Raw genomic sequence first — 19,416 nt, 5'->3', positions numbered from 1 at the left:
CGTCTTCTCCTACTTCACCTTATCGTATTGGGCAAGATTAAACTTATGAATAGCATAAATTAATTTGCTAGCATAATCAGGATCAGTTGCATAACCGTTACGTTGCAATTCTAGTGCAGAACGACGGTAATCATTGCCAGTTTGGACACTCCGAAAACGCGTATGGTTATCGGCTGTTCCATTAACAATCAGTAATGTATGCGCCTTAATTGAATCTGCCCAACTATTATACACTGTGAAATATTGTTTTACCTGGACATCCCGGCCACGAATATGTTCAGTTGTGTACATTCGCACTTTTTGATCATCATGATTAGCCTTAATTCCAAACAAATTATTGTATTTATTAGCCAACTTACTTCGTCCCCAATTAGACTCAATTCCAGCTTGGGCAATGGTAATACTTGCTGGAATGTGATACTTTTTCTGTTCCTGTTGAGCGGCAGGAGCTACTTGACTAATAAATTCATTTACCGTGATATCTGTTGGATGAGTTTCCCGCTGTATCTGCGGTGACTGATGAATCACAATAGCGACAATGCCAAACAAAATGATTAAAAATGCCAACACACTAGCACTAATTATTGTTGTTTCCTTTTTCATTATTAAGCTTCCTTTATTCCTGATTTGTCGCTATTATAACCAGTTCACACCAAGAATGCGAGAATTTGGAATTCTGTTTATTTACTCTTAATATCTTTTTTATACTCGTTAAAATACTTACTATCAGTGACTTTCATCTTAGGGAAACTCTTCAACAAACGACGATGGTTCCAGCTTAACTGCTTATTAGCTCCCTCTTGATTTAAGCGATGAGCAAATTGGTGGTGCCAATCATGCAGATGTTGTTTGAGTACCGGACGGTCTTCTGGTACGGCATTTTTAAGCCGCTTTTCCAATTTCTTGCGATATTCCGCTGCCCGTTCATCCCACTGCTGGGTGGTTGTATGGAACTTTTTGACACTAATAATTGTTAAAATCGTATCCGTTCCCATCACTAAAACAATAATTAATGCTAACATTCCATGCGTCAATGATTCTTCCCAGTTAATCACGCGCTGAATAACCGGCTGAATAAATTTAACCAGTAGCACAACTCCAATTCCCCAAAAGAATGAAATTTGTGGAGCTACACGACCTTGAATGTTTCCTTTTAAATGGGAATAATCCCAAAGTTTCATGTGAAAAGCTTTTTCTAGAAACCAACTAGCAACATATTCAAAAACCGATGCAACGATAAGCCCGACTACAAATAGCAGAAAAATATTATGCTGGACCGGCTGGGTAGTAATTAGGATCGTTGTCACCGCAAAACCATATACCGGACAATACGGGCCAAATAAGAAGCCCCGATATGCAAAGTGGTGATCTTTAATCGAACAGTAACAAGTTTCCCATAACCAACCAATAACAGAGTAGGTAAAAAATAAGACAATGATTTCAGAAAGTGAATAGGGCATCGTTATTCCCTCCTTTTGAATTCATTGTCTCATAGATATTTAAAATAGTCTTACTTCAAACTAAGCTTCTCTACATTAAGGATCTTGTCGAGCCAACCTTCAAAAAAGCCTTGTTCATGACTAACCAAAATTAAATTTCCCGGGAAATCTTGAAGAGCTTTCTTCAACCCTTCCTTTGTCTCATCATCTAAGTGGTTAGTCGGTTCATCCATAATCAAGAAATTACATGGCGTTAATTCTAGAATCGCCAATTTAACCTTGGTCTGTTCTCCCCCTGACAAAAGATTCATCTCTTTCATCGTATTAGCAGCATTAATTCCTGCACGAGCTAATTTTGTCCGAATTGTTCGCGGCTGCATTGTTGGAAACATATTTTGGATTGTCTGTAAGGGGGTCAGACTCGGGTCATCCCATTCTAAATCTTGATCAAAATAGTTGATGCGGGCAGAAGGAGAAAATGTTGCTGTTCCGCTAAGTGCTGGGATCTTCTTTAAAATTGACTTAATTAAGGTTGATTTTCCAACCCCGTTAAAGCCAGTAAACAGTAATTTTTCACCCATCGTCATTGAAAAGGTAACTGGTGCTAGTAGTGGACGATTATATCCCACAGATAATTTTTCAACCCGCAAGGCATTTGCAGAGCCAGTATTTTCATACGGAAAATGGAACGTTGCTTTTAAGTTATCTTCTGGCGGATCAATCTTCTTCATCCGCGCAAGCATTTTTTCACGTGATTTAGCCATTGTCGATTTAGAACCCGCTTTATTTTTGCGAATAAAGCGTTGCGCCTTTTCAATGACAATCTGTTGCTTTTCATATTCGCGTTCTTGCGCTTCTTTTCGTTCCTCTTTTTGCCGCATTGCTTGCTGGAAACTTCCCCGGTACTTGGTAATCTTACCGAACGACACATCACAAATTGTATTGGTAACCTGTTCAAGGAAATCATAATCATGCGAAATAATCATCGCAGCACCATCAAAATCATTAAGGTAATCAATTAACCATTCAATATGCGCTGTATCAAGGTAGTTTGTCGGTTCATCCAGTAAGATAACATCTGGATTCTCTAGTAGCATCTTAGCAAGAATAATCTTAGAACGTTGCCCACCACTCATTTGGGAGACAATATGATCTTTGCCAATATCGGTTAGACCTAATCCATTCATTACTCGTTCTACTTGAGTTTCAATTTCATAAAAATTATTAGCATCGAGTTTTTCTTGAATTCGACCAGCCTTGGTAAGCATTTCATCATCCATCTTTTCCGCATAGTCTGAGTATAACTGATTCATCTGGTCATTAAGACGATACAATTCAGAAAATGCAGTGTGGAGGAAGTCAATCAGTGTCATTCCAGCTGGAATATCAACATACTGGTCCAAGTAACCAATTTTGACCCCCTTTTGCCACTTAATACTACCGTCTACCGGCAGCGTTTTACCAATGAGAATCTTGATTAAGGTACTCTTTCCCGCACCATTTTGACCAACAATCCCCATATGTTCATGCTTTTCTAGTTGAAAGCTGGCATCTTCATAGAGCTTTTTATCGGCGTAGCTCATCGTCAGGCCTTCAACATCTAATACTGCCATTTATATTCTCTCCTCTTTTTTCTTACTTATTACGAGCTAAAAACTGCTATCCATACTATCATATTTTGGGGTATAGCTTCAATTTATTGAAAAGATTCCGGCACATCAATTACCTCCCACAACTGCAGATATATCAAGGGCGCAATAAATCTTTGCTAGTTTTATATTGATAAATTTCATATACTTATCCAAAAACATAGGAGCACCATAATGGAATTCGGAAACTATATCAAGGAACAACGTAATAACTTAGGATTTACTCAAGCTGAAATTGCCAAGGAACTACATGTCACCCGGCAAACTATTTCCAACTGGGAACAAGGTAAAAGTTATCCCGACTTAGATACGCTTGTTAAGATTAGCGATATATACAAAGTCTCAATTGACTTCTTACTTAAGGGAGACAAAAATTTAAAAAAGGATTTGGACCAAGGAAAGGCTTATAACGCTTTTAGTATTTTTAGGGGACTATTCTTCATAATGTATGGATTGTTTTTCTTGCTGACAAATTATCTAGTAGATTATAATTCTCCGACCGTTAATTTTTGTATATTTTCTTTTGCGATTATTTTCGGAGTAGCTATCCTTTATGGCGAGCATGTAAAACCGTTCTTTTTAGGAATGAGCAAACAAGCATACAGACAAAAAGGAACCAATTTTTTTAATCAGAAATTTTCTTTAACCGGTAAAATAGTTTTAGGACTTTTATTGACCATTATTGCAATCATGGTAATCATTCGTAATGACGATCTTAACAACTACCTAGAATCTTTATTGTTCATATTGATTGGATTAATGGCTATTTTTCAGAAATATATGGTTAAAAAATAAATAATCTAATGTTTATAGTATACTTTAAGTTTTTCATTAATTATCTGTCATATATAATTGACATAGACCTTAGGCGATGGTAAAGTATCCAATATAAATATCAAATATATATGTCATTAGATGTGATTAATATTTGAACCGGGTTAAACAATTTCGCAAAAAGCAAGGATTATCACAGTTAGAACTAGCTCAGAAAATTAGCGTAGCTCGACAGACTATCAATCTAATTGAGAATGGTAAATATAATCCCTCATTAAATCTTTGCATTAATTTGGCTAAAGCATTAAATACGGACCTTAATTCCCTATTTTGGAAGGAGAACAAGGATGAACGAAACAATTAGCACCAAAATAATTAAATGGTTTTACAGTATTCATAAGCCATTAGATGAATATCGTCATAACGAACTCAATCGACTTGGCAATAATCTTGGGATGACTTTATACGCAATTAACTTACTTTACTTTTCTACATATGCATGATTCTAATGACGATCAATGCAGCTATATTAGTAACTTATACAATCAAAAATCGTTAGAAACTAAGGAGAATCAATCATGCAGTCAGCTCTTTTAGTAATAGATTTACAAAATGGTGTTTGCAAACCAAATCAAACCATCTTTAACTACCCAAACCTGATAGCAAAAACAAATAAACGCATTGATTATTATCGATTTCATAATCTGCCCATCATCTTTATTCAGCATGAAGATAATTCACTTCAAAAAAATTCTAAGGCTTGGAAACTTGTTCCATCCCTAAACTATAAGAAAACAGATATTTTAATTAGTAAAAGCCATCCCAATGCTTTTTACAAAACACCTTTACAAGAAACTTTAACAAATTTAGGTGTCAATAAATTAGAAATTTGCGGGGCTCAAACTGAATATTGTATAGACACCACTATTAAAATGGCTCATGGACTAGGCTATCGGTTAATAATGCAACACTATGCTAGTAGTACTTTTGATAATAAATACATGACAGCTAAAAATACTATTAATTTTTTCGAAAATATCTGGAATAAGAGATTTCTTTCATTTATTTAAATTCCTTCAAATGATTACAGCAACTTAACAATTTTGTAACATTATCTACCTTAAGGGATTTTTCATATCTTCTTCACAATATCATCATATAGTAAAAGAGTGCACAAAATGCATATAACATCAAAAACAAATAAATTCAGGAGTGAATAATTATCGCTAAGAAAAAAATTATGTCAAAAGTTCTTGTTGCTGCTTTAGGTGCTGCTGGTGCATTAGCCGTTGCTAACAATGCAAGTGCTGACACTCAAGTTCAAGTACAATCTGGAGACACTGTTTGGAATTTTGCTCAACAGTACTCAACTACTATTGACTCAATCTCAACAGCTAACCAATTGGCTGACCCAAACGTAATCTACGTTGGTCAACAATTAGTTATCCCAACTTCTGCTATTAGCACCGCTGCAGCTGTTGCTAATGTTGCAACACCAACTGCAGCTGATAACGCTACTGCTAGTCAGGCTGCGGTTCAAACTACCGAAACAACTGGTGCTTCTACTGCTCCCGTTGCTTCAATCACGAATGCAAGTAACATTGCTGACCAAGCACAACCAATGACTGCTGTTTCGGCTACATCTGCTAACAGCACCGTTGCCCAAAGTAATGTTGCTTCTCAAGCACCTGCTCAAGTAAGCACTGCTTCTGCTACTATTAATGTTGCTCAAACCAGTGCAAATGTTGCAAACAATAACAACAGTGTTACTACCGTGGCTGCCAACACTACTGCTACCCCTACGCAAACTACTTATGCTGCGGTTGAAGCTGTTGCAACACCACAAAGCAACACTACTGTTCAAAGTACTGCTGCTGTATCTGCAACCCCTGCTACTCAAGCAGCTGCAGGTCAAGGCAACGGTTCAACTTCATCAGCTGTTGCAACTGCCCAAGCACAACTTGGTACTCCATATGTTTGGGGCGGTAACCAACCTGACGGATTTGACTGCTCTGGTTTAGTACAATACTCATACGGTCTTGGTTCAAACTACCGGACTACTTACCAACAAACTAACCTTGGTACTCACAAGTATGATATTCAAAATGCCCAAAGCGGTGACCTTTACTTCTGGGGACCAGATAGTGCACCTTACCACGTTGCAATTGCTACCGGTAATGGCAGCTACATCCAAGCTCCAGCACCGGGACAAAACGTACAAAATGGTAACATTAACTACTACACTCCTAGTTTCTACATTAGCATGAACTAAGAGTATATGTTTATTCATTGAGTGAAATGGGGAAGTTTTCCCTGTCTCACTCTTTTTTCTTAGCAAATTTTAATAATTATATTGACAGCTTAATATTCATTCGCTATACTTAACAACAATTAATTGTGTAGGGAGTAAGTATAATGAACACATATCAAACTATTAACGTTAATACTCGTTGGCAAAGCCGGTGATTCAGGTTGTTTCGTCATAGATGCGACCTGAAAAGACAGATTGCATCTGTGCCGGCTGAGTTTGATGTTCATTTCAGTCCGCATGGATCCACATGCGGACTTTTATTTTGCCTTAAAAAACGAGGGTCCGTAGAGTGGGCTCTCTTTTTTTATTATTTTGTGAGGTGATATTTTATGAAAAGAATGTACGGTTTAATTGCAATTATTGTCGCCTTTCTTTGTTTTGCATTCTTCAAAGAAAATAATGGAATGGTAAGTAAACAAAAAGTTCCTAAAGTGGGCGTACTAACCTTAATGCACCATCCAGCATTAGATGAAATTTATAAAGGGTATATCGATGAGCTTGCCAATGAAGGTTACCATAATGGAAAAAATATCAAAATCGAATACCAAAATGCTAATGGTGATCAGAGTAATCTAAAGACGATGGCATCCAAATTAGTGAATGATGATTCTACGATTCTTTTCGGAATCACAACGCCAGCTGCCCAAGCACTAGCTAACTCTACATCAAAAACACCAATTGTCTTAGGTGCAGTTACTGATCCTAAAGCAGCAGGACTAGTTAAAAATAATCGCCATCCTGGAGGAAATATTACTGGTGTTTCTGACCAAGCTCCCATTCATGAACAGCTTGACCTAATCAAACAATTCATGCCACAAATGAAGACACTTGGCGTAATTTACACTTCAAGCGATGCCTCAGCTGTCGCCGGCTACCATCAGATCAAGCAAGAATGTCAAAAGATGCATATTGACTTAAAATCCTATTCTATTGCCAACAGTAACGACTTAAACCAAGTATCAGAACAAATGCTTAGTCAAGTTGATGCAGTGATCGTTCCTACTGATAATACAATTGCTGGAGCGATGCAAACCCTTGTTAAAAACGCTAATGCTGCCAATAAACCTGTCTTCCCCGCTACCGATACTATGGTTAAACAAGGCGGTGTCGCAACTTACAGTATTAACCAACGAGCACTTGGTGTGCAAGGTGCTAAAATGACTGTTGCTATCCTTAAAGGAAAGGATAAGCCCGCTGATACCCCTATTCAATATATGAAACATGGAACTCCCGTCCTTAACATCAAACAAGCAAGAAAGCTGGGTCTCCATATTCCATCGCAATTTGAAAAAGAAGCTGAAACGAAAGGAGAAGTATACAAATGAATTTAATCGTTTCCTCAATTGGTCAAGGACTATTATGGGCACTCCTTGGCCTTGGCCTTTACCTAACTTTTAGAATTCTCGACTTTGCTGATATGACGGTTGAAGGAACCTTTCCTCTTGGAGCTGCAAGTGCCGTTGCTGCGATTTCTCATGGTATTGATCCTTTCTTAGCGACCCTAATTGCCGTTGGCGCAGGGATGGTTGCCGGTTTAATCACCGGACTGCTTTATACAAAAGGAAAAATTCCAAGCTTATTAGCGGGAATTCTAACGATGACCGCTGCTTACTCCGTCAACTTACGAATTATGGGTAAATCGAATGTTTCTTTATTAGGTCAACAGACATTATTTAGTGGCTCCTTCATGCGTAGTCTCCCGCAATACTTCGATGGAATCTTTATCGGAATTGTTACGATTGCAATTGTAACAATTCTGCTCATTTTCTTTCTTGCAACCGACTATGGTCAGGCATTCATTGCAACTGGCGATAACCCAACAATGGCTAAATCGCTAGGTATCCACACTGATACAATGGTTATCATTGGTTTAATGGTTTCAAACGGAATGGTTGGGCTTTGCGGAGCATTAATTGCTCAGAATAATGGTTACGCTGATATTAATATGGGAATTGGAACGATCGTTATCGCCCTTGCCTCAATTATCATTGGCGAAGTTGCCTTTGGCGAATTAACATTGAACCAGCGACTAGTGGCAGTTACCCTCGGTAGTATTATTTACCGCATTATTCTCCTGGCGGTTCTCCAGCTTGGCTTCTCAGCTAACGACCTTAACCTCATCTCGTCAGTTGTCCTGGCAATCTGCATGATGCTACCACAATTAGAAGAACGTATTCATCTCAAAAAGCCAATTTTGAAGGGAGTCCGACCACATGAATAAACCAATCTTAGAACTTAAAAATATCAAGACTATTGTTAATAAAGGGACTTCCAACGAAACAACGATTCTCAAAGGTCTTAACCTTAAGATTAATGAAGGTGACTTTATCACTATCGTTGGGACAAATGGTGCCGGTAAATCTACTCTTTTCAATGTCATTGGCGGAAATCTCCATGCCGATAGTGGAACTATTTTGCATAATGGTCATGATATTACCAAAACAACCGAAGAACAGCGAACCGCTTTCCTAGCTCGTGTTTTTCAAGATCCTAAACTTGGAACAGCTGCCCGAATGACCGTCGCCGAAAATATGTTACTGGCTACAAAGCGTGGTGAACGGCGCTACCTTATTCCCCGTAAATTAAAGAGCAATATGGAACGCTTTACTAAGCTTGCTGCAACAATGAATAACGGTCTTGAAAACCGGATGAATACTGCTACCGGTGCATTATCTGGTGGGCAACGTCAGGCTTTAAGCTTTTTAATGGCGACCTTAAAACGTCCAGATGTATTACTACTAGATGAGCACACGGCTGCTCTAGATCCCCATACAAGCTTAAACCTTCTCCACGCAACTAATGAGCGAATCACTAGGGACCACCTAACCGCCCTCATGATCACCCACAACCTTGAAGATGCTTTGACTTACGGCAACCGGCTTATCGTGCTTAAAGATGGTGAAATCAAAGCAGACTTTAATACTGCTGAAAAGGAGCAACTCACCGCTGAGAAGCTTTACACTTATTTTGAAGGCTAGCTTGACTATATACCATTTTTGATATATTTTAAACATATCGAAAATGATATATAAGGAGCATTTATGATGAACTGGTGGATTATTTTTGTGACCTTTATTGCCGTTAACTTAGACTTTTTCTTTATCCTTTTGTGCCTACTCAACCGTTATAACGTTACGAGTATCATTACTGGCTACTTATGTGCACTACTGATACTCGTAACTATTAGCTTTTTATTAGGAAAGACGCTTGCACTATTCTTACCGGAATGGATCCTGGGCATGCTCGGAATTTTGCCAATATATATGGCCTTACACGATAATGATGAGCAACCTGGTCAAGGTCAAAAATATGGTCCAATCCTAACGACTTTTATTACTTACCTTGCTGTATGCGCTGGCTGCAACTTATCAATTTTTCTACCGATTCTAACTACCCTCACCTTTTATCAATTTATTCAGGCACTCATCTTCGTCGCTGGCCTGTCAATTATTAGTGTCCTAATAATTAATGCAATTGGTAATTTACCATTCGTTAAGCAACTAATGAAACGGTACAGCGAACACCTGATGAAGTTAATTTACATTGGCGTTGGCTTGTACGTTTTCTGGGATAGTGGGCTAATTTCTCACCTAATCAAAATGGTATAATAAACTTAAAAATAACCAAAGGATGACTATCAATGGCTTCAACACAGCAATTAATTGATGAAGCAGCAAAAATTTATAAGGTTTTAAGTAATAGTACCCGGATTAAGATTTTATATTATCTCCGCCACCAAGAACATGAAATTGACGTCAAATCAATGGTTAATGACCTTCAACTAGCCCAGCCAATTATTTCAAAACAACTAGGAATTCTCTACCGCTATCAGCTAGTCTGTCGACATAAAGAAGGTACCCGCGTCTTTTACTCGCTCGATGACCCCCACGTAGTTGAAATGATTGACGACATGTTAAATCATGTTAAACACGAAATTAAGGGTGAACCGCATCCCCAAAATTTATATACGCGAATAAGATAATACTGGCTCGTGATCTAATTAGGCACCACCAGTATTTTTTTCTGTTCTTACAAAGTCCTAATTAAGTAGTGTATAATAGGCAAGATTGTCAAAAGGAGCGTTAATCAATGAATGAGTTATTTGAACACACCTCAATAAAGCGGGCGTATTTTACCCTTGCATTACCAGTCGTCCTCAGTATGGCGGTAACTCTTATCTATAACATGGTCGATACATTTTTCGTTGCTAAAACAGGAAATCCTGACTTAGTCGCCGGAGTATCTCAAGGAGCACCTATTTTTACCCTGATGATTGCCCTCGGTGATATTTTTGGTCTCGGTGGTAGTTCTGTCATCTCACGGTTATTCGGGGAACAACGTGATAAATTAGCACGCCTTGTTAGCGGCTACTGTTTTTATGCCCCGATTATCTGCGGAGTAATCGTAACCGCAATTATGGTCATTTTTCAGAACCCAATCCTTCATTTACTCGGTGCTTCTCCTTCAACCTGGAAATATGCTCGTGAATACTACCTTGTAATTGCGTGGGGTGCTACCTTTGTTATTTTTGGCCTTTCCCCAACTAATATTTTGCGAACAGAAGGTCTGGCTGTACAGTCAATGATTGCAAGTATGGTCGGTACTGGCATTAACATTGTTTTAAATCCAATTTTCATTTTTACTTGTGGACTTGGCGCTGCCGGTTCGGCCCTTGCCACAGTCACAAGTACTGTAATTGGCGATATTTTAATGGTTTACTATCTTCGCACAAAGAGTCAGAAACTATCAACTTCAATTCATGAAACTAAAATTAGTTGGAAACTTCAATTTGAGATTTATGCAATTGGTATTCCTGCTTCGGTTACTAATATCATGGCAACATTTGCGGTGGCCATGACCAACCGTTACTTAATTGCTTATGGCGCAGACAGTGTCGCTGCGATGGGAATTGCAATGAAGGCAAACATGATTATTAATATGATTATGGTTGGTTTTGCCTTTGGCGCTCAACCACTAATTGGCTATGTCTACGGAGCTAAAGATGAACAGCGGTTTAATAAAGTAGTTAAGTTTGATATTCAAGTTGTTGCGAGTCTTGCAATTATCCTTACAATCATTCTTTTTATATTTGCTCCACATGTAATTCGCATCTTTATGAGTGATCCTAGAATTGTGACAGAAGGTGCATTAATGCTGCGGTGGCTATCTATCTCAACAACTCTTGCGGGAATAATTCTTGTCTTTACCACCATGTTCCAGTCAATGGGAAAGGCCACACCAGCATTTTGGCTATCATTCTGCCGCCAAGGCCTTATCTTTGGAGTAACTATCAGTATTCTTGCTAAACTATTTGGTTATACCGGAATCGTTGCTGCACAAGCGGTTGCGGACTGTCTTACATTTATTTTGGCTTTGATCTTTTACTGGCTATACCGACCACATTTCGATAAAAATAGACACTAACATCAAAAAAGCTGCACTCATTTTCGAATGCAGCTTTTTCTTTAATTCTTAGATTTGCGTTTGCCTAAGCCTAGTAATCCCATCCATCCTACAACTAATCCTAAACCGATAATCGCAGTTGTGTCCTTTTCACCAGTTTGCGGAAGTTCTTTATTCTCCGCTTGAGCTTTCTCTACTGGGGTTTCAACTAATTCGTTATTAGAATCAACATTAACTGTTATTGGCGCAACATCATTTTCATGGGTAGTAGCCATCAATGTTGCTGGCACAGCAGGTAATTCCTGGTCAACCACTTCTTTTGACTCTGAAATTTCTGGAACAGGTGCTACTGGGTGTACCGATTGTTCAGGATTTACTGGCTGTTCTGGCGTAATCGGTGTTGTTGGTTTTTCTAAATCAGTGTCATCAGGTTCTGGGTGTACTGGTACTTCATCCTTGATATATTTCACAACATAATCAATGTCTTTACTAGTGTGTGAAATTGTAATCTCTGGAATACTGTCTTGATCAGGGTGGAATCCTTCAATTTCCGGACTCTTGATTTTGTCAATCGTCTTATCAGGGCTCCACTTATCCTCAATAACTTCACCAGTCCATGGATTTGTTACCACGGTATGAGTAAAGTCGACTGTAATTGTATTATCCTTTGGCAACTCTGGTCGACCATCTGTAACGCCATCATCATATTCATACTTAATATTTTGCGTTACCTTTTCAGTCTCTGTTGTTACCTTTGGTGCAGCATATTTTACAACGTAATCAATATTATCACTGTCATGAGTGATTGCCACTGTACTGCCGGCTTGTGCTTGGTCATAGTAATAACCATCTAATTTGGGCGTATTTACTATTTCAAAGTTTTGCGCTGGACTCCACGTACTCGAAAGTACTTCACCAGTAAATGGGTTAACTAACGTTGTCTGCGTAAATGTCAATGTTTGAACATTATTCACTGGTAAGGTTGGCCGACCACTTGTCACACCATCCGCGTATTCATAACGGATTGTCTGATTTATCTTTTTATCTTCTGTTACTACTTTTGCCGGAGCGTATTTGACTACGTACTCTATATTCCCATTATCGTGGTTTACTAAGTCCAGACTACCAGCTTGTGCTTGATCGTAGTAGTAACCTGCTAATGTTGGTGTATTTACCATATCAAATCTTTGTGCTGGACTCCACGTACTCGAAAGCACTTCGCCTGTGAACGGGTTAGTTAGCGTCGTCTGCGTGAACGTCAATGTTTGGACATTATTCGCTGGTAAGGTTGGCCGACCACTTGTCACACCATCTGCATACTCATATTTAACGGTCTGTGTTACCGTCTTATTATCTGTTGCTACACTAGCTGGCGCGTATTTTACGATATATTCTGTATTTCCACTTTCATGGGTTATCATCACTGTACTACCGGCCTGTGCTTGGTCATAGTAATAACCATCTAATTTTGGCGTGTTTACCATATCAAATCTTTGTGCTGGACTCCATGTACTTGAAAGCACTTCACCTGTGAACGGGTTGGTTAGCGTTGTCTGTGTGAATGTCAGCGTTTGAACATTATTCGCTGGCAAGGTTGGCCGACCACTCGTCACACCATCTGCATACTCATATTTAACAACCTGGGTAACTTTCTTATCTTCAGTACTCGACTGGGCTGGCGCATATTTTACGACATACTCTGTATTAGCATTCTCATGTGTTACCGCTTGATTACTACCAGCTTGTGCCAAGTCAAAGTAGTAATTATCAATAACTGGAGTGCTAACGATACTGAAACTTTGAGCTGGTGTCCATGTACTTGAAACTATTTCGCCAGTAACCGGATTTCGTACAATTGTTTGCGTAAATGTCAGTGTTTGAACATTATTTGCCGGTAAGGTTGGGCGGCCACTCGTCACGCCGTCCGCATATTCATAACGAATAGTTTGTGAAATATTTTTAGTTTCAGTTGTCGTATCAGGTGCGAGGTAATATACGTCATAGACTTGGTCTGGACTATCATGAGTTACCGCTGCCGTATTACCAGCCTGCGCTTGATCGTAGTAGTAACCATCAATTGTTGGTGTACTTACTTGACTAAATTTCTGTGCTGGACTCCAAGTATCTGATATTACCTCATTTGTAAATGGGTTGGTTAAAATTGTTCTGATAAACTCTAACCGTTGTACGTTATCTGATGGTAATAATGTGGGATCCCCATTTACTCCATTTGCGTAATGATAACGAATCACCTGAGTAACATACTTACTTTCATTCGTCACTTTTGCAGACGCATATTTAACAACATATTCAATGTCTCCACTTTCATGAGTTATCATCACTGTACTGCCGACTTGTGCCTGGTCATAATAATAACCATCAATTGTTGGTGTACTTACTTGACTAAATTTCTGCGCCGGACTCCAAGTATCTGATATTACCTCATTCGTAAATGGATTAATAGTGATCGTGTTAGTAAATGTCAATGTTTGGACATTATTCGCTGGCAAGGTTGGCCGGCCGCTTGTCACACCATCTGCATACTCATATTTAACGGTCTGTGTTACCGTCTTATTTTCCGTTGCTACACTAGCTGGAGCGTATTTTACAGTATATTCCGTATCAGCACTTTCATGGGTTACCGCGTCATTACTACCAGCTAGCGCTAAGTTATAGTAATAGCCATTAATTTCTGGAGTAGCTAATGCCGTAAAGTTTTGCGCTGGACTCCAAGTATCTGATATCACTTCCTTCGTAAATGGATTAGTAACGATTATCCGGTTAAATACTAACTTTTGCGTATCAGTCTGTGGAAGCGTTGGCCGACCAGCTGTTTGCCCATCTACGTATTCGTAGTGAATCGTCTGAGTAACATCCTTGCTTTCGACTATTTGGCTAACTGGTGCAGCATAGTTCACAACATAGTAGGTATCAGCATCATTCGGTAACATTAAATCTGCACTACCAGCAACAGAAAGGTCAGCAAAGAAGCCGTCAATCTTTGGTGTCTGGACTACTGTAAACTGGCTATTAGTCGGTGTCCAATTGAATCCTACTACGTCACCAGTAAATGGATTAATAAAAGTGGTCTGGGTAAACGTAATGTATTGGACATTGTCTTTTGGCAATTCTGGCCGTCCCTGCAGATTTCCGTCTGCATATTGGTAATGGATAGTTTGCGTGATGACCTTATTTTCCGTAACTGATTCAGGAGCTGCATATTTAACTACATATTCCGTATTACCACTTTCATGAGTAACTAAACTAGTGCTACCTGCGCTAGCGGCACTAGAGTAGTATCCCTTAATTGATGGCGTACCAACTAACGTAAAGTTTTGTCCTGGCGACCAAGTAGTACTAATGATTTCGCCAGTCTCTGGATTCCGCTGGATGTTTGCCGTAAACGTTAATGTCTGGACGTTTGCTTGCGGTAATTCTGGACGACCCTCTGTTACCCCATCTTCATATTCGTAACGAACAGTTTGGGTAACAGTCTTATTCTCGGTACTCTCTTGTGGTCCAATATACGATACAACATAATTTATACTTGGCGTATCTTGTGTAACGTTTGTATTACCACCCACCACCTTAGCATCAGCCCAAAAGCCTGCAATTTCTGGTGAAGAAACTGCTGAAAACTGCTTAGCTGGTGTCCAAGTATCAGAAATAACATCTCCTGTTACTGGGTTTGTAATGACTGTATTCACGAATTCTACTGACTGCACATTATCCTTTGGTAGTTCTGGACGACCTTCTGTTTTTCCATCTGCATATTGATATTGAACCGTCTGAGTCACTGTTTGTGTTGTCGTATTAATGACTACTCTTCGGTACTGAACCTTAGTATCGCTTCCCGGATTTACTGGGTTGATAGTCGCCTGATTTGGATCTACTAATACCCACCCTAAAGCTGTTAAATCAGGGGCTTTAGTTGCTCCTGCCTTATGTGGATCATTAGGGTCATTATTGTAGGTTGGCTGATCAGCACCTGCAATTGGATTACCGTTTTGATCTACTGGGATTATCTTTCCTAAGTCCGCATAAATTAATTGAACCGAATTAGCACCCGGAACAAATGGATTACGTGCTAATGTTCCATTGCTAAATGTTTTTACTTCATTAACCGGTACAGTCACTGTCTCTGCCTTTTTGCCCGGGCGTAAAAGTGAAATATTCATTGTTCCTTGGGGATCAATCAACTCATATATTAACGTTTGTGAAACCGTCCGATCCCAATTGTAAAGTGTCTTTTGGTAGTATTGACCAATTTGGAACTGCGAAATTGAACCTTGGTAAGATCCATTAGCAGTATTAGCTAAACTTCCTTGATTATTAGTAAGGTAATAGCCATCAACAACCTGTTTATAATTATCTACATTTGTTATTACAAAGCCTTGACCTGTAATTCCATTAACCGGTACATTGGCTGGTAACTTAGAACTAGTAATGTAGTTGCCATCTTTGTCAAGATAAATGTATTCAATTGCTGGTGCATTATTTTCGGGGGAAATATCAACTTTATCAGTGTATTTAGTAACATTCTGGTTTCCCAAACCATAGACCGGACTTACCCGTAGTGTTGACCCCGCAGCTTTATCAACCTTGATTGATACTGACGCAGGGACAGTAATCTTCTTGCCATTAAATTCTAATGTGTATGCGGCAGTGTTGGATACCCGATAAATTTGCGTAGACTTTGGATTCTTAATTGCAGAACCATTGCTGCTAACTGTTACATCGACATATTCATTTGGCTTCACGACATACTTTTGGTAGTACCTCTCATAGGAAGTATCTGTTACGTAAAGGTAATTTGCCCCCTGAGGATCAGCAGTATCAACGGATAAAATCAGGTGTGCATCTTTACCGTTAATTTTTGTCCCGTCTAATTTAACAATTTGATAAATGTAATACGGCTGTCCCTGTGCATTTTTATCAACTAATTTTGCAGCCTCGGTTGGATAATTAGCTGGATTACTCACCGTAATTGTTGAGTCGACCTGAGGCTGCGTAAATGTCGCTACCGCAGCTGGTGCATTGGTTGTACTTTCTTGTGATGCCGTACTTGTAACTGCTGGTTCAGCAGACTGACTTACGGCTGAATCATTAGTAGCTGTTACACTTTGTACAGCACTACTTTCAGCGACTCCCTGACTAGTCAATTGTGCTGATTGTACATTTGCTTCATTTTCCGCTTGTGAATTTTCACTCAATTGATTCTCAGGATTTACTGCAACACCATTTTGTGTCGCGGTGGATGAAATAGTTACTTCTGTGTCACTCAGACTACTCGCCTGGGAAGTGACTACCCCCCCCCACATTATTTTCGTTATTTACTGTAGTATCAGCATGGATGGCCTGTTGGCTGCCCCATAAAACACCAGCAGAAATTAATGCTGTCATCCAAAGTTTCCCCGACTTGTATAGCTTGTAGTGTTGTTTTCTTTCCATTTGTCGTCTCCTTTTTGTATGGTTTTTAACTATTTCAATTATAGATGAAAGCGGAAACACAATGGTGATAAAAATAGGGAGTTTATTTAAACTATTTCTAAATTTTATAAGCAAATTATTAATATATTTAAGAAATAAAAAAGCTGCACTCATTTCGAATGCAGCTTTAACATAATTATTCATTTATTTTTCGTTCAAAATAGTGTGCCAACTTTGCTTCTGGATAATAGCCGGTCACCTTTTCTTTTGCCACGCCATCACGGAATAGGACAAGGCTTGGCACACTCATTACTTTATATTGTTGAGCAATTTCTTGGTTGCCATCAACATTCATTTTGACAAATTTTATCTTATCACCAAATCGTTGTTCGAGCTTTTCCATCGCTGGTTCCATCATTTTACATGGTCCACACCATGGTGCCCAAAAATCAACAATCGTTAACGGTCCTTGTATAACATCATCAAAGCTCGCAGGTGTTGCGTCAATTGCCATCTCTATCTACCCTCTTTTTTCGTGATCTCCGCATAAAGTGTATGATAATCGTTACCGCAAAAACAAGCAAGATAAAGCTACCGAAAATCCCTGATGGAATCTCAATATCAATTGCCGGAATCGTTAAGAACAGCTTAATGGCGATTACAAAAATCAGAATATACGCCATTGGCTCCAACTCTGGAACTTTGCGCATCAGCTTCATAATAACCTCTGCAATTCCGCGCATACATGCAATCCCAATTAAACCACCAATTAATACAATCACCGGATTTTCAGAAACTGCTAAAGATGCTAAAACGGAGTCAATTGAAAAGATAATATCCATAAATTCAATTTGTAAGACAACCATCCAAAACAATTTCCGCCCGGTCAGTTTTGTCTTACCAGCCCGCGTTTTACGCATCGCTCGTTTGCCAAAGAATTTATTATGAAAGTAACGGTAGACAAGGTAAATTAAGTAAGCAGCCCCAACGACTTTGATTTCCCAAAAATTGATTAGGTAAACACCGACACCAATAATTAAAAACCGAAACAAGTACGAACCCCAGATCCCATAGAAGAGTGATTCCTCTTGTTCCTTTAAGGTCGGTAAAACTCGTGTCTGAGCTGCTAAAACAACAGCATTATCAACCGAAAGTAAACATTCAATCATTACTAACGAAAGAATGATCAACCAATCCTGTCCTGACGTAATAACTGTTGCCCAGTTATGTGGATCAAAAAACGGTCCATACAACTTTTCTAAAAGTGACAATTAATGTCCTCCCTTATTTAAGATTGCTTCTTAGCTAAATTATATTTTACCAAATAATCTTTAAAATAGGACGGTAACGGCGCAGTAATATTTAAAGATTTCATTACAAATGGCAATACCAACTTTTGCGCTACCCCATGTAAGAGCATTTTTTCTTGGGACGCTGGGTTGTAGAGCGGGTCCCCGACAATCGGATGCCCGCTATAAGCTAAATGAACTCGTAATTGATGAGTTCTCCCCGTTGCTAGTTGCAAGCTTAATAATGAATAGCGACCATTACTAGCCAAACTTTGGTAGTAAGTTAATGCTGGTTGGGCATTAAGGCCATTAACCTGATGAAGATGCGAGTTCAATGGATCTTTACCAATTGGCCAATTCATCTGTCCTTTACCTGTAACTTTTCCTTCGACCACTGCAAGATAACTGCGATGAATTTTGCCATCACTAATTAGACGATTGAGAATTGGCACAACAATCGGATTTTTGGCAACGATAACTGCCCCGCTCGTTTGAAGATCAATTCGGTGAACCATATAGGCACCACCACTAGAGCCAGCTAAATAACCTGCAACATCATTCATTAATGTTCCTTTTTCTCCGTGATAGTTAGGATGTGTTTTCTGCCCCTGTGGCTTATTCACCACCAATAAATCCCGATTTTCATATAAGATTTCTAGGTGCGGCTTAGCAGTTGGAATGTAATCATTAGCATCGGGAGTTCGAATCTCATCGCCTATAAAGCCAAATTTAATACTATCTCCTTTGCAAACTAACCGATTCATAGAGTAATACTGACCATTAACTTCGATATTTTGTCGTATTCTTAGGTAATGAATTAATCGATTGGGAAGCAACCATTGTTCATGCAAAAGCGACCGTAATGAAACTTCTTGTTGTCCCTTGCCCAAAACTTCTTCAAATTGCCAGCGAAACGGCATTTTTTCACCTTCATTCATTACATTATTGCTAATAGATTTTATTTTACGTTATTTCTCAGGAAATATTCAGTTATTTTTTTATTGTTAGTGTAAGATTTTCATAGGTTGGATGAATAATTCATCTGGTCATGAAGATCTTTTTTTGTAGACCAATTTTACTTATTTACAAAAAAAGAAAAGACCAGTAGCCTTTAGTGTGTC

The 19,416-nt window shown here is 38.9% G+C and carries 19 protein-coding genes; 11 read left to right on the top strand and 8 right to left on the bottom strand.

Features of this window, described 5'->3' with window-relative positions; all coding sequences use genetic code 11:
* Positions 1 to 9: 9 nt before the first annotated feature.
* From H5S39_RS05610 to H5S39_RS05600, 3 genes are all read right to left on the bottom strand, one after another.
* Entirely contained in the window at positions 10 to 603 is a 594-nt protein-coding gene (locus H5S39_RS05610; protein WP_182596115.1) for a glycoside hydrolase family 73 protein, read from the bottom strand.
* 77 nt (positions 604 to 680) lie between these two features.
* Positions 681 to 1,460: a putative ABC transporter permease gene (locus H5S39_RS05605; protein ID WP_182596114.1), complete on the bottom strand. Its 780-nt coding sequence runs from the start codon at positions 1,458 to 1,460 to the stop codon at positions 681 to 683.
* 50 nt (positions 1,461 to 1,510) lie between these two features.
* A complete protein-coding gene (locus tag H5S39_RS05600; protein WP_182596113.1) occupies positions 1,511 to 3,052 on the bottom strand; it encodes an ABC-F family ATP-binding cassette domain-containing protein in 1,542 nt (513 codons plus the stop codon).
* A gap of 210 nt (positions 3,053 to 3,262) precedes the next feature.
* On the opposite strand from H5S39_RS05600, the gene H5S39_RS05595 reads away from it, so the two are divergent.
* From H5S39_RS05595 to H5S39_RS05545, 11 genes are all read left to right on the top strand, one after another.
* Entirely contained in the window at positions 3,263 to 3,883 is a 621-nt protein-coding gene (locus H5S39_RS05595) for a helix-turn-helix domain-containing protein (protein ID WP_182596112.1), read from the top strand.
* 133 nt (positions 3,884 to 4,016) lie between these two features.
* Positions 4,017 to 4,226: a helix-turn-helix transcriptional regulator gene (locus H5S39_RS05590; protein ID WP_182596111.1), complete on the top strand. Its 210-nt coding sequence runs from the start codon at positions 4,017 to 4,019 to the stop codon at positions 4,224 to 4,226.
* Positions 4,210 to 4,365, top strand: a complete 156-nt coding sequence (locus H5S39_RS05585) for a DUF3278 domain-containing protein (RefSeq protein WP_182596110.1) — start codon at positions 4,210 to 4,212, stop codon at positions 4,363 to 4,365. The genes H5S39_RS05590 and H5S39_RS05585 overlap by 17 nt, the downstream gene beginning before the upstream one ends.
* Before the next feature lie 72 nt (positions 4,366 to 4,437).
* The gene (locus H5S39_RS05580; protein ID WP_182596363.1) at positions 4,438 to 4,932 is read left to right on the top strand and encodes a cysteine hydrolase family protein; all 495 of its coding nucleotides are present in this window, start codon (positions 4,438 to 4,440) and stop codon (positions 4,930 to 4,932) included.
* Positions 4,933 to 5,102: 170 nt separating this feature from the next.
* Complete coding sequence (locus H5S39_RS05575) at positions 5,103 to 6,134, top strand: C40 family peptidase (RefSeq protein WP_182596109.1); 1,032 nt, start codon at positions 5,103 to 5,105, stop codon at positions 6,132 to 6,134.
* A gap of 368 nt (positions 6,135 to 6,502) precedes the next feature.
* Positions 6,503 to 7,498 carry a tryptophan ABC transporter substrate-binding protein gene (trpX, locus tag H5S39_RS05570; RefSeq protein ID WP_182596108.1) on the top strand — a complete coding sequence of 332 codons (996 nt, stop codon included), beginning with the start codon at positions 6,503 to 6,505 and terminating at the stop codon, positions 7,496 to 7,498.
* Positions 7,495 to 8,394, top strand: coding sequence for an ABC transporter permease (locus tag H5S39_RS05565; RefSeq protein WP_182596107.1), 900 nt, complete (start codon positions 7,495 to 7,497; stop codon positions 8,392 to 8,394). Before trpX ends, H5S39_RS05565 begins: the two co-directional genes overlap by 4 nt.
* Positions 8,387 to 9,151 carry an ABC transporter ATP-binding protein gene (locus H5S39_RS05560; RefSeq protein ID WP_182596106.1) on the top strand — a complete coding sequence of 255 codons (765 nt, stop codon included), beginning with the start codon at positions 8,387 to 8,389 and terminating at the stop codon, positions 9,149 to 9,151. The genes H5S39_RS05565 and H5S39_RS05560 overlap by 8 nt, the downstream gene beginning before the upstream one ends.
* Before the next feature lie 66 nt (positions 9,152 to 9,217).
* Positions 9,218 to 9,781 (top strand): cadmium resistance transporter, encoded by a 564-nt coding sequence (locus H5S39_RS05555; protein ID WP_182596362.1) that lies wholly within the window; start codon positions 9,218 to 9,220, stop codon positions 9,779 to 9,781.
* Positions 9,782 to 9,813: 32 nt separating this feature from the next.
* Positions 9,814 to 10,155 (top strand): ArsR/SmtB family transcription factor, encoded by a 342-nt coding sequence (locus H5S39_RS05550; RefSeq protein ID WP_182596105.1) that lies wholly within the window; start codon positions 9,814 to 9,816, stop codon positions 10,153 to 10,155.
* Between the two features lie 107 nt (positions 10,156 to 10,262).
* On the top strand, positions 10,263 to 11,597 hold the full coding sequence (locus H5S39_RS05545) for an MATE family efflux transporter (protein WP_182596104.1): 1,335 nt from the start codon (positions 10,263 to 10,265) through the stop codon (positions 11,595 to 11,597).
* A gap of 41 nt (positions 11,598 to 11,638) precedes the next feature.
* Here the strand turns inward: H5S39_RS05545 and H5S39_RS05540 are convergent, their stop codons facing one another.
* From H5S39_RS05540 to H5S39_RS05520, 5 genes are all read right to left on the bottom strand, one after another.
* A complete protein-coding gene (locus tag H5S39_RS05540; RefSeq protein WP_182596103.1) occupies positions 11,639 to 16,789 on the bottom strand; it encodes a mucin-binding protein in 5,151 nt (1,716 codons plus the stop codon).
* Positions 16,790 to 16,862: 73 nt separating this feature from the next.
* Positions 16,863 to 17,210 (bottom strand): KxYKxGKxW signal peptide domain-containing protein, encoded by a 348-nt coding sequence (locus H5S39_RS05535; RefSeq protein WP_182599958.1) that lies wholly within the window; start codon positions 17,208 to 17,210, stop codon positions 16,863 to 16,865.
* The gene (gene trxA / locus H5S39_RS05530) at positions 17,203 to 17,520 is read right to left on the bottom strand and encodes a thioredoxin (RefSeq protein WP_182596101.1); all 318 of its coding nucleotides are present in this window, start codon (positions 17,518 to 17,520) and stop codon (positions 17,203 to 17,205) included. The genes H5S39_RS05535 and trxA overlap by 8 nt, the downstream gene beginning before the upstream one ends.
* Positions 17,510 to 18,277: a MeeY/MeeF family manganese export membrane protein gene (locus H5S39_RS05525; protein WP_182596100.1), complete on the bottom strand. Its 768-nt coding sequence runs from the start codon at positions 18,275 to 18,277 to the stop codon at positions 17,510 to 17,512. The genes trxA and H5S39_RS05525 overlap by 11 nt, the downstream gene beginning before the upstream one ends.
* 17 nt (positions 18,278 to 18,294) lie before the next feature.
* Positions 18,295 to 19,215 (bottom strand): RluA family pseudouridine synthase, encoded by a 921-nt coding sequence (locus H5S39_RS05520; RefSeq protein WP_182596361.1) that lies wholly within the window; start codon positions 19,213 to 19,215, stop codon positions 18,295 to 18,297.
* Positions 19,216 to 19,416: the final 201 nt, after the last annotated feature.

This window comes from Limosilactobacillus rudii (assembly GCF_014145455.1).
Taxonomy (GTDB): domain Bacteria; phylum Bacillota; class Bacilli; order Lactobacillales; family Lactobacillaceae; genus Limosilactobacillus; species Limosilactobacillus rudii.
This window is presented reverse-complemented; position numbering and strand designations above follow the sequence as displayed.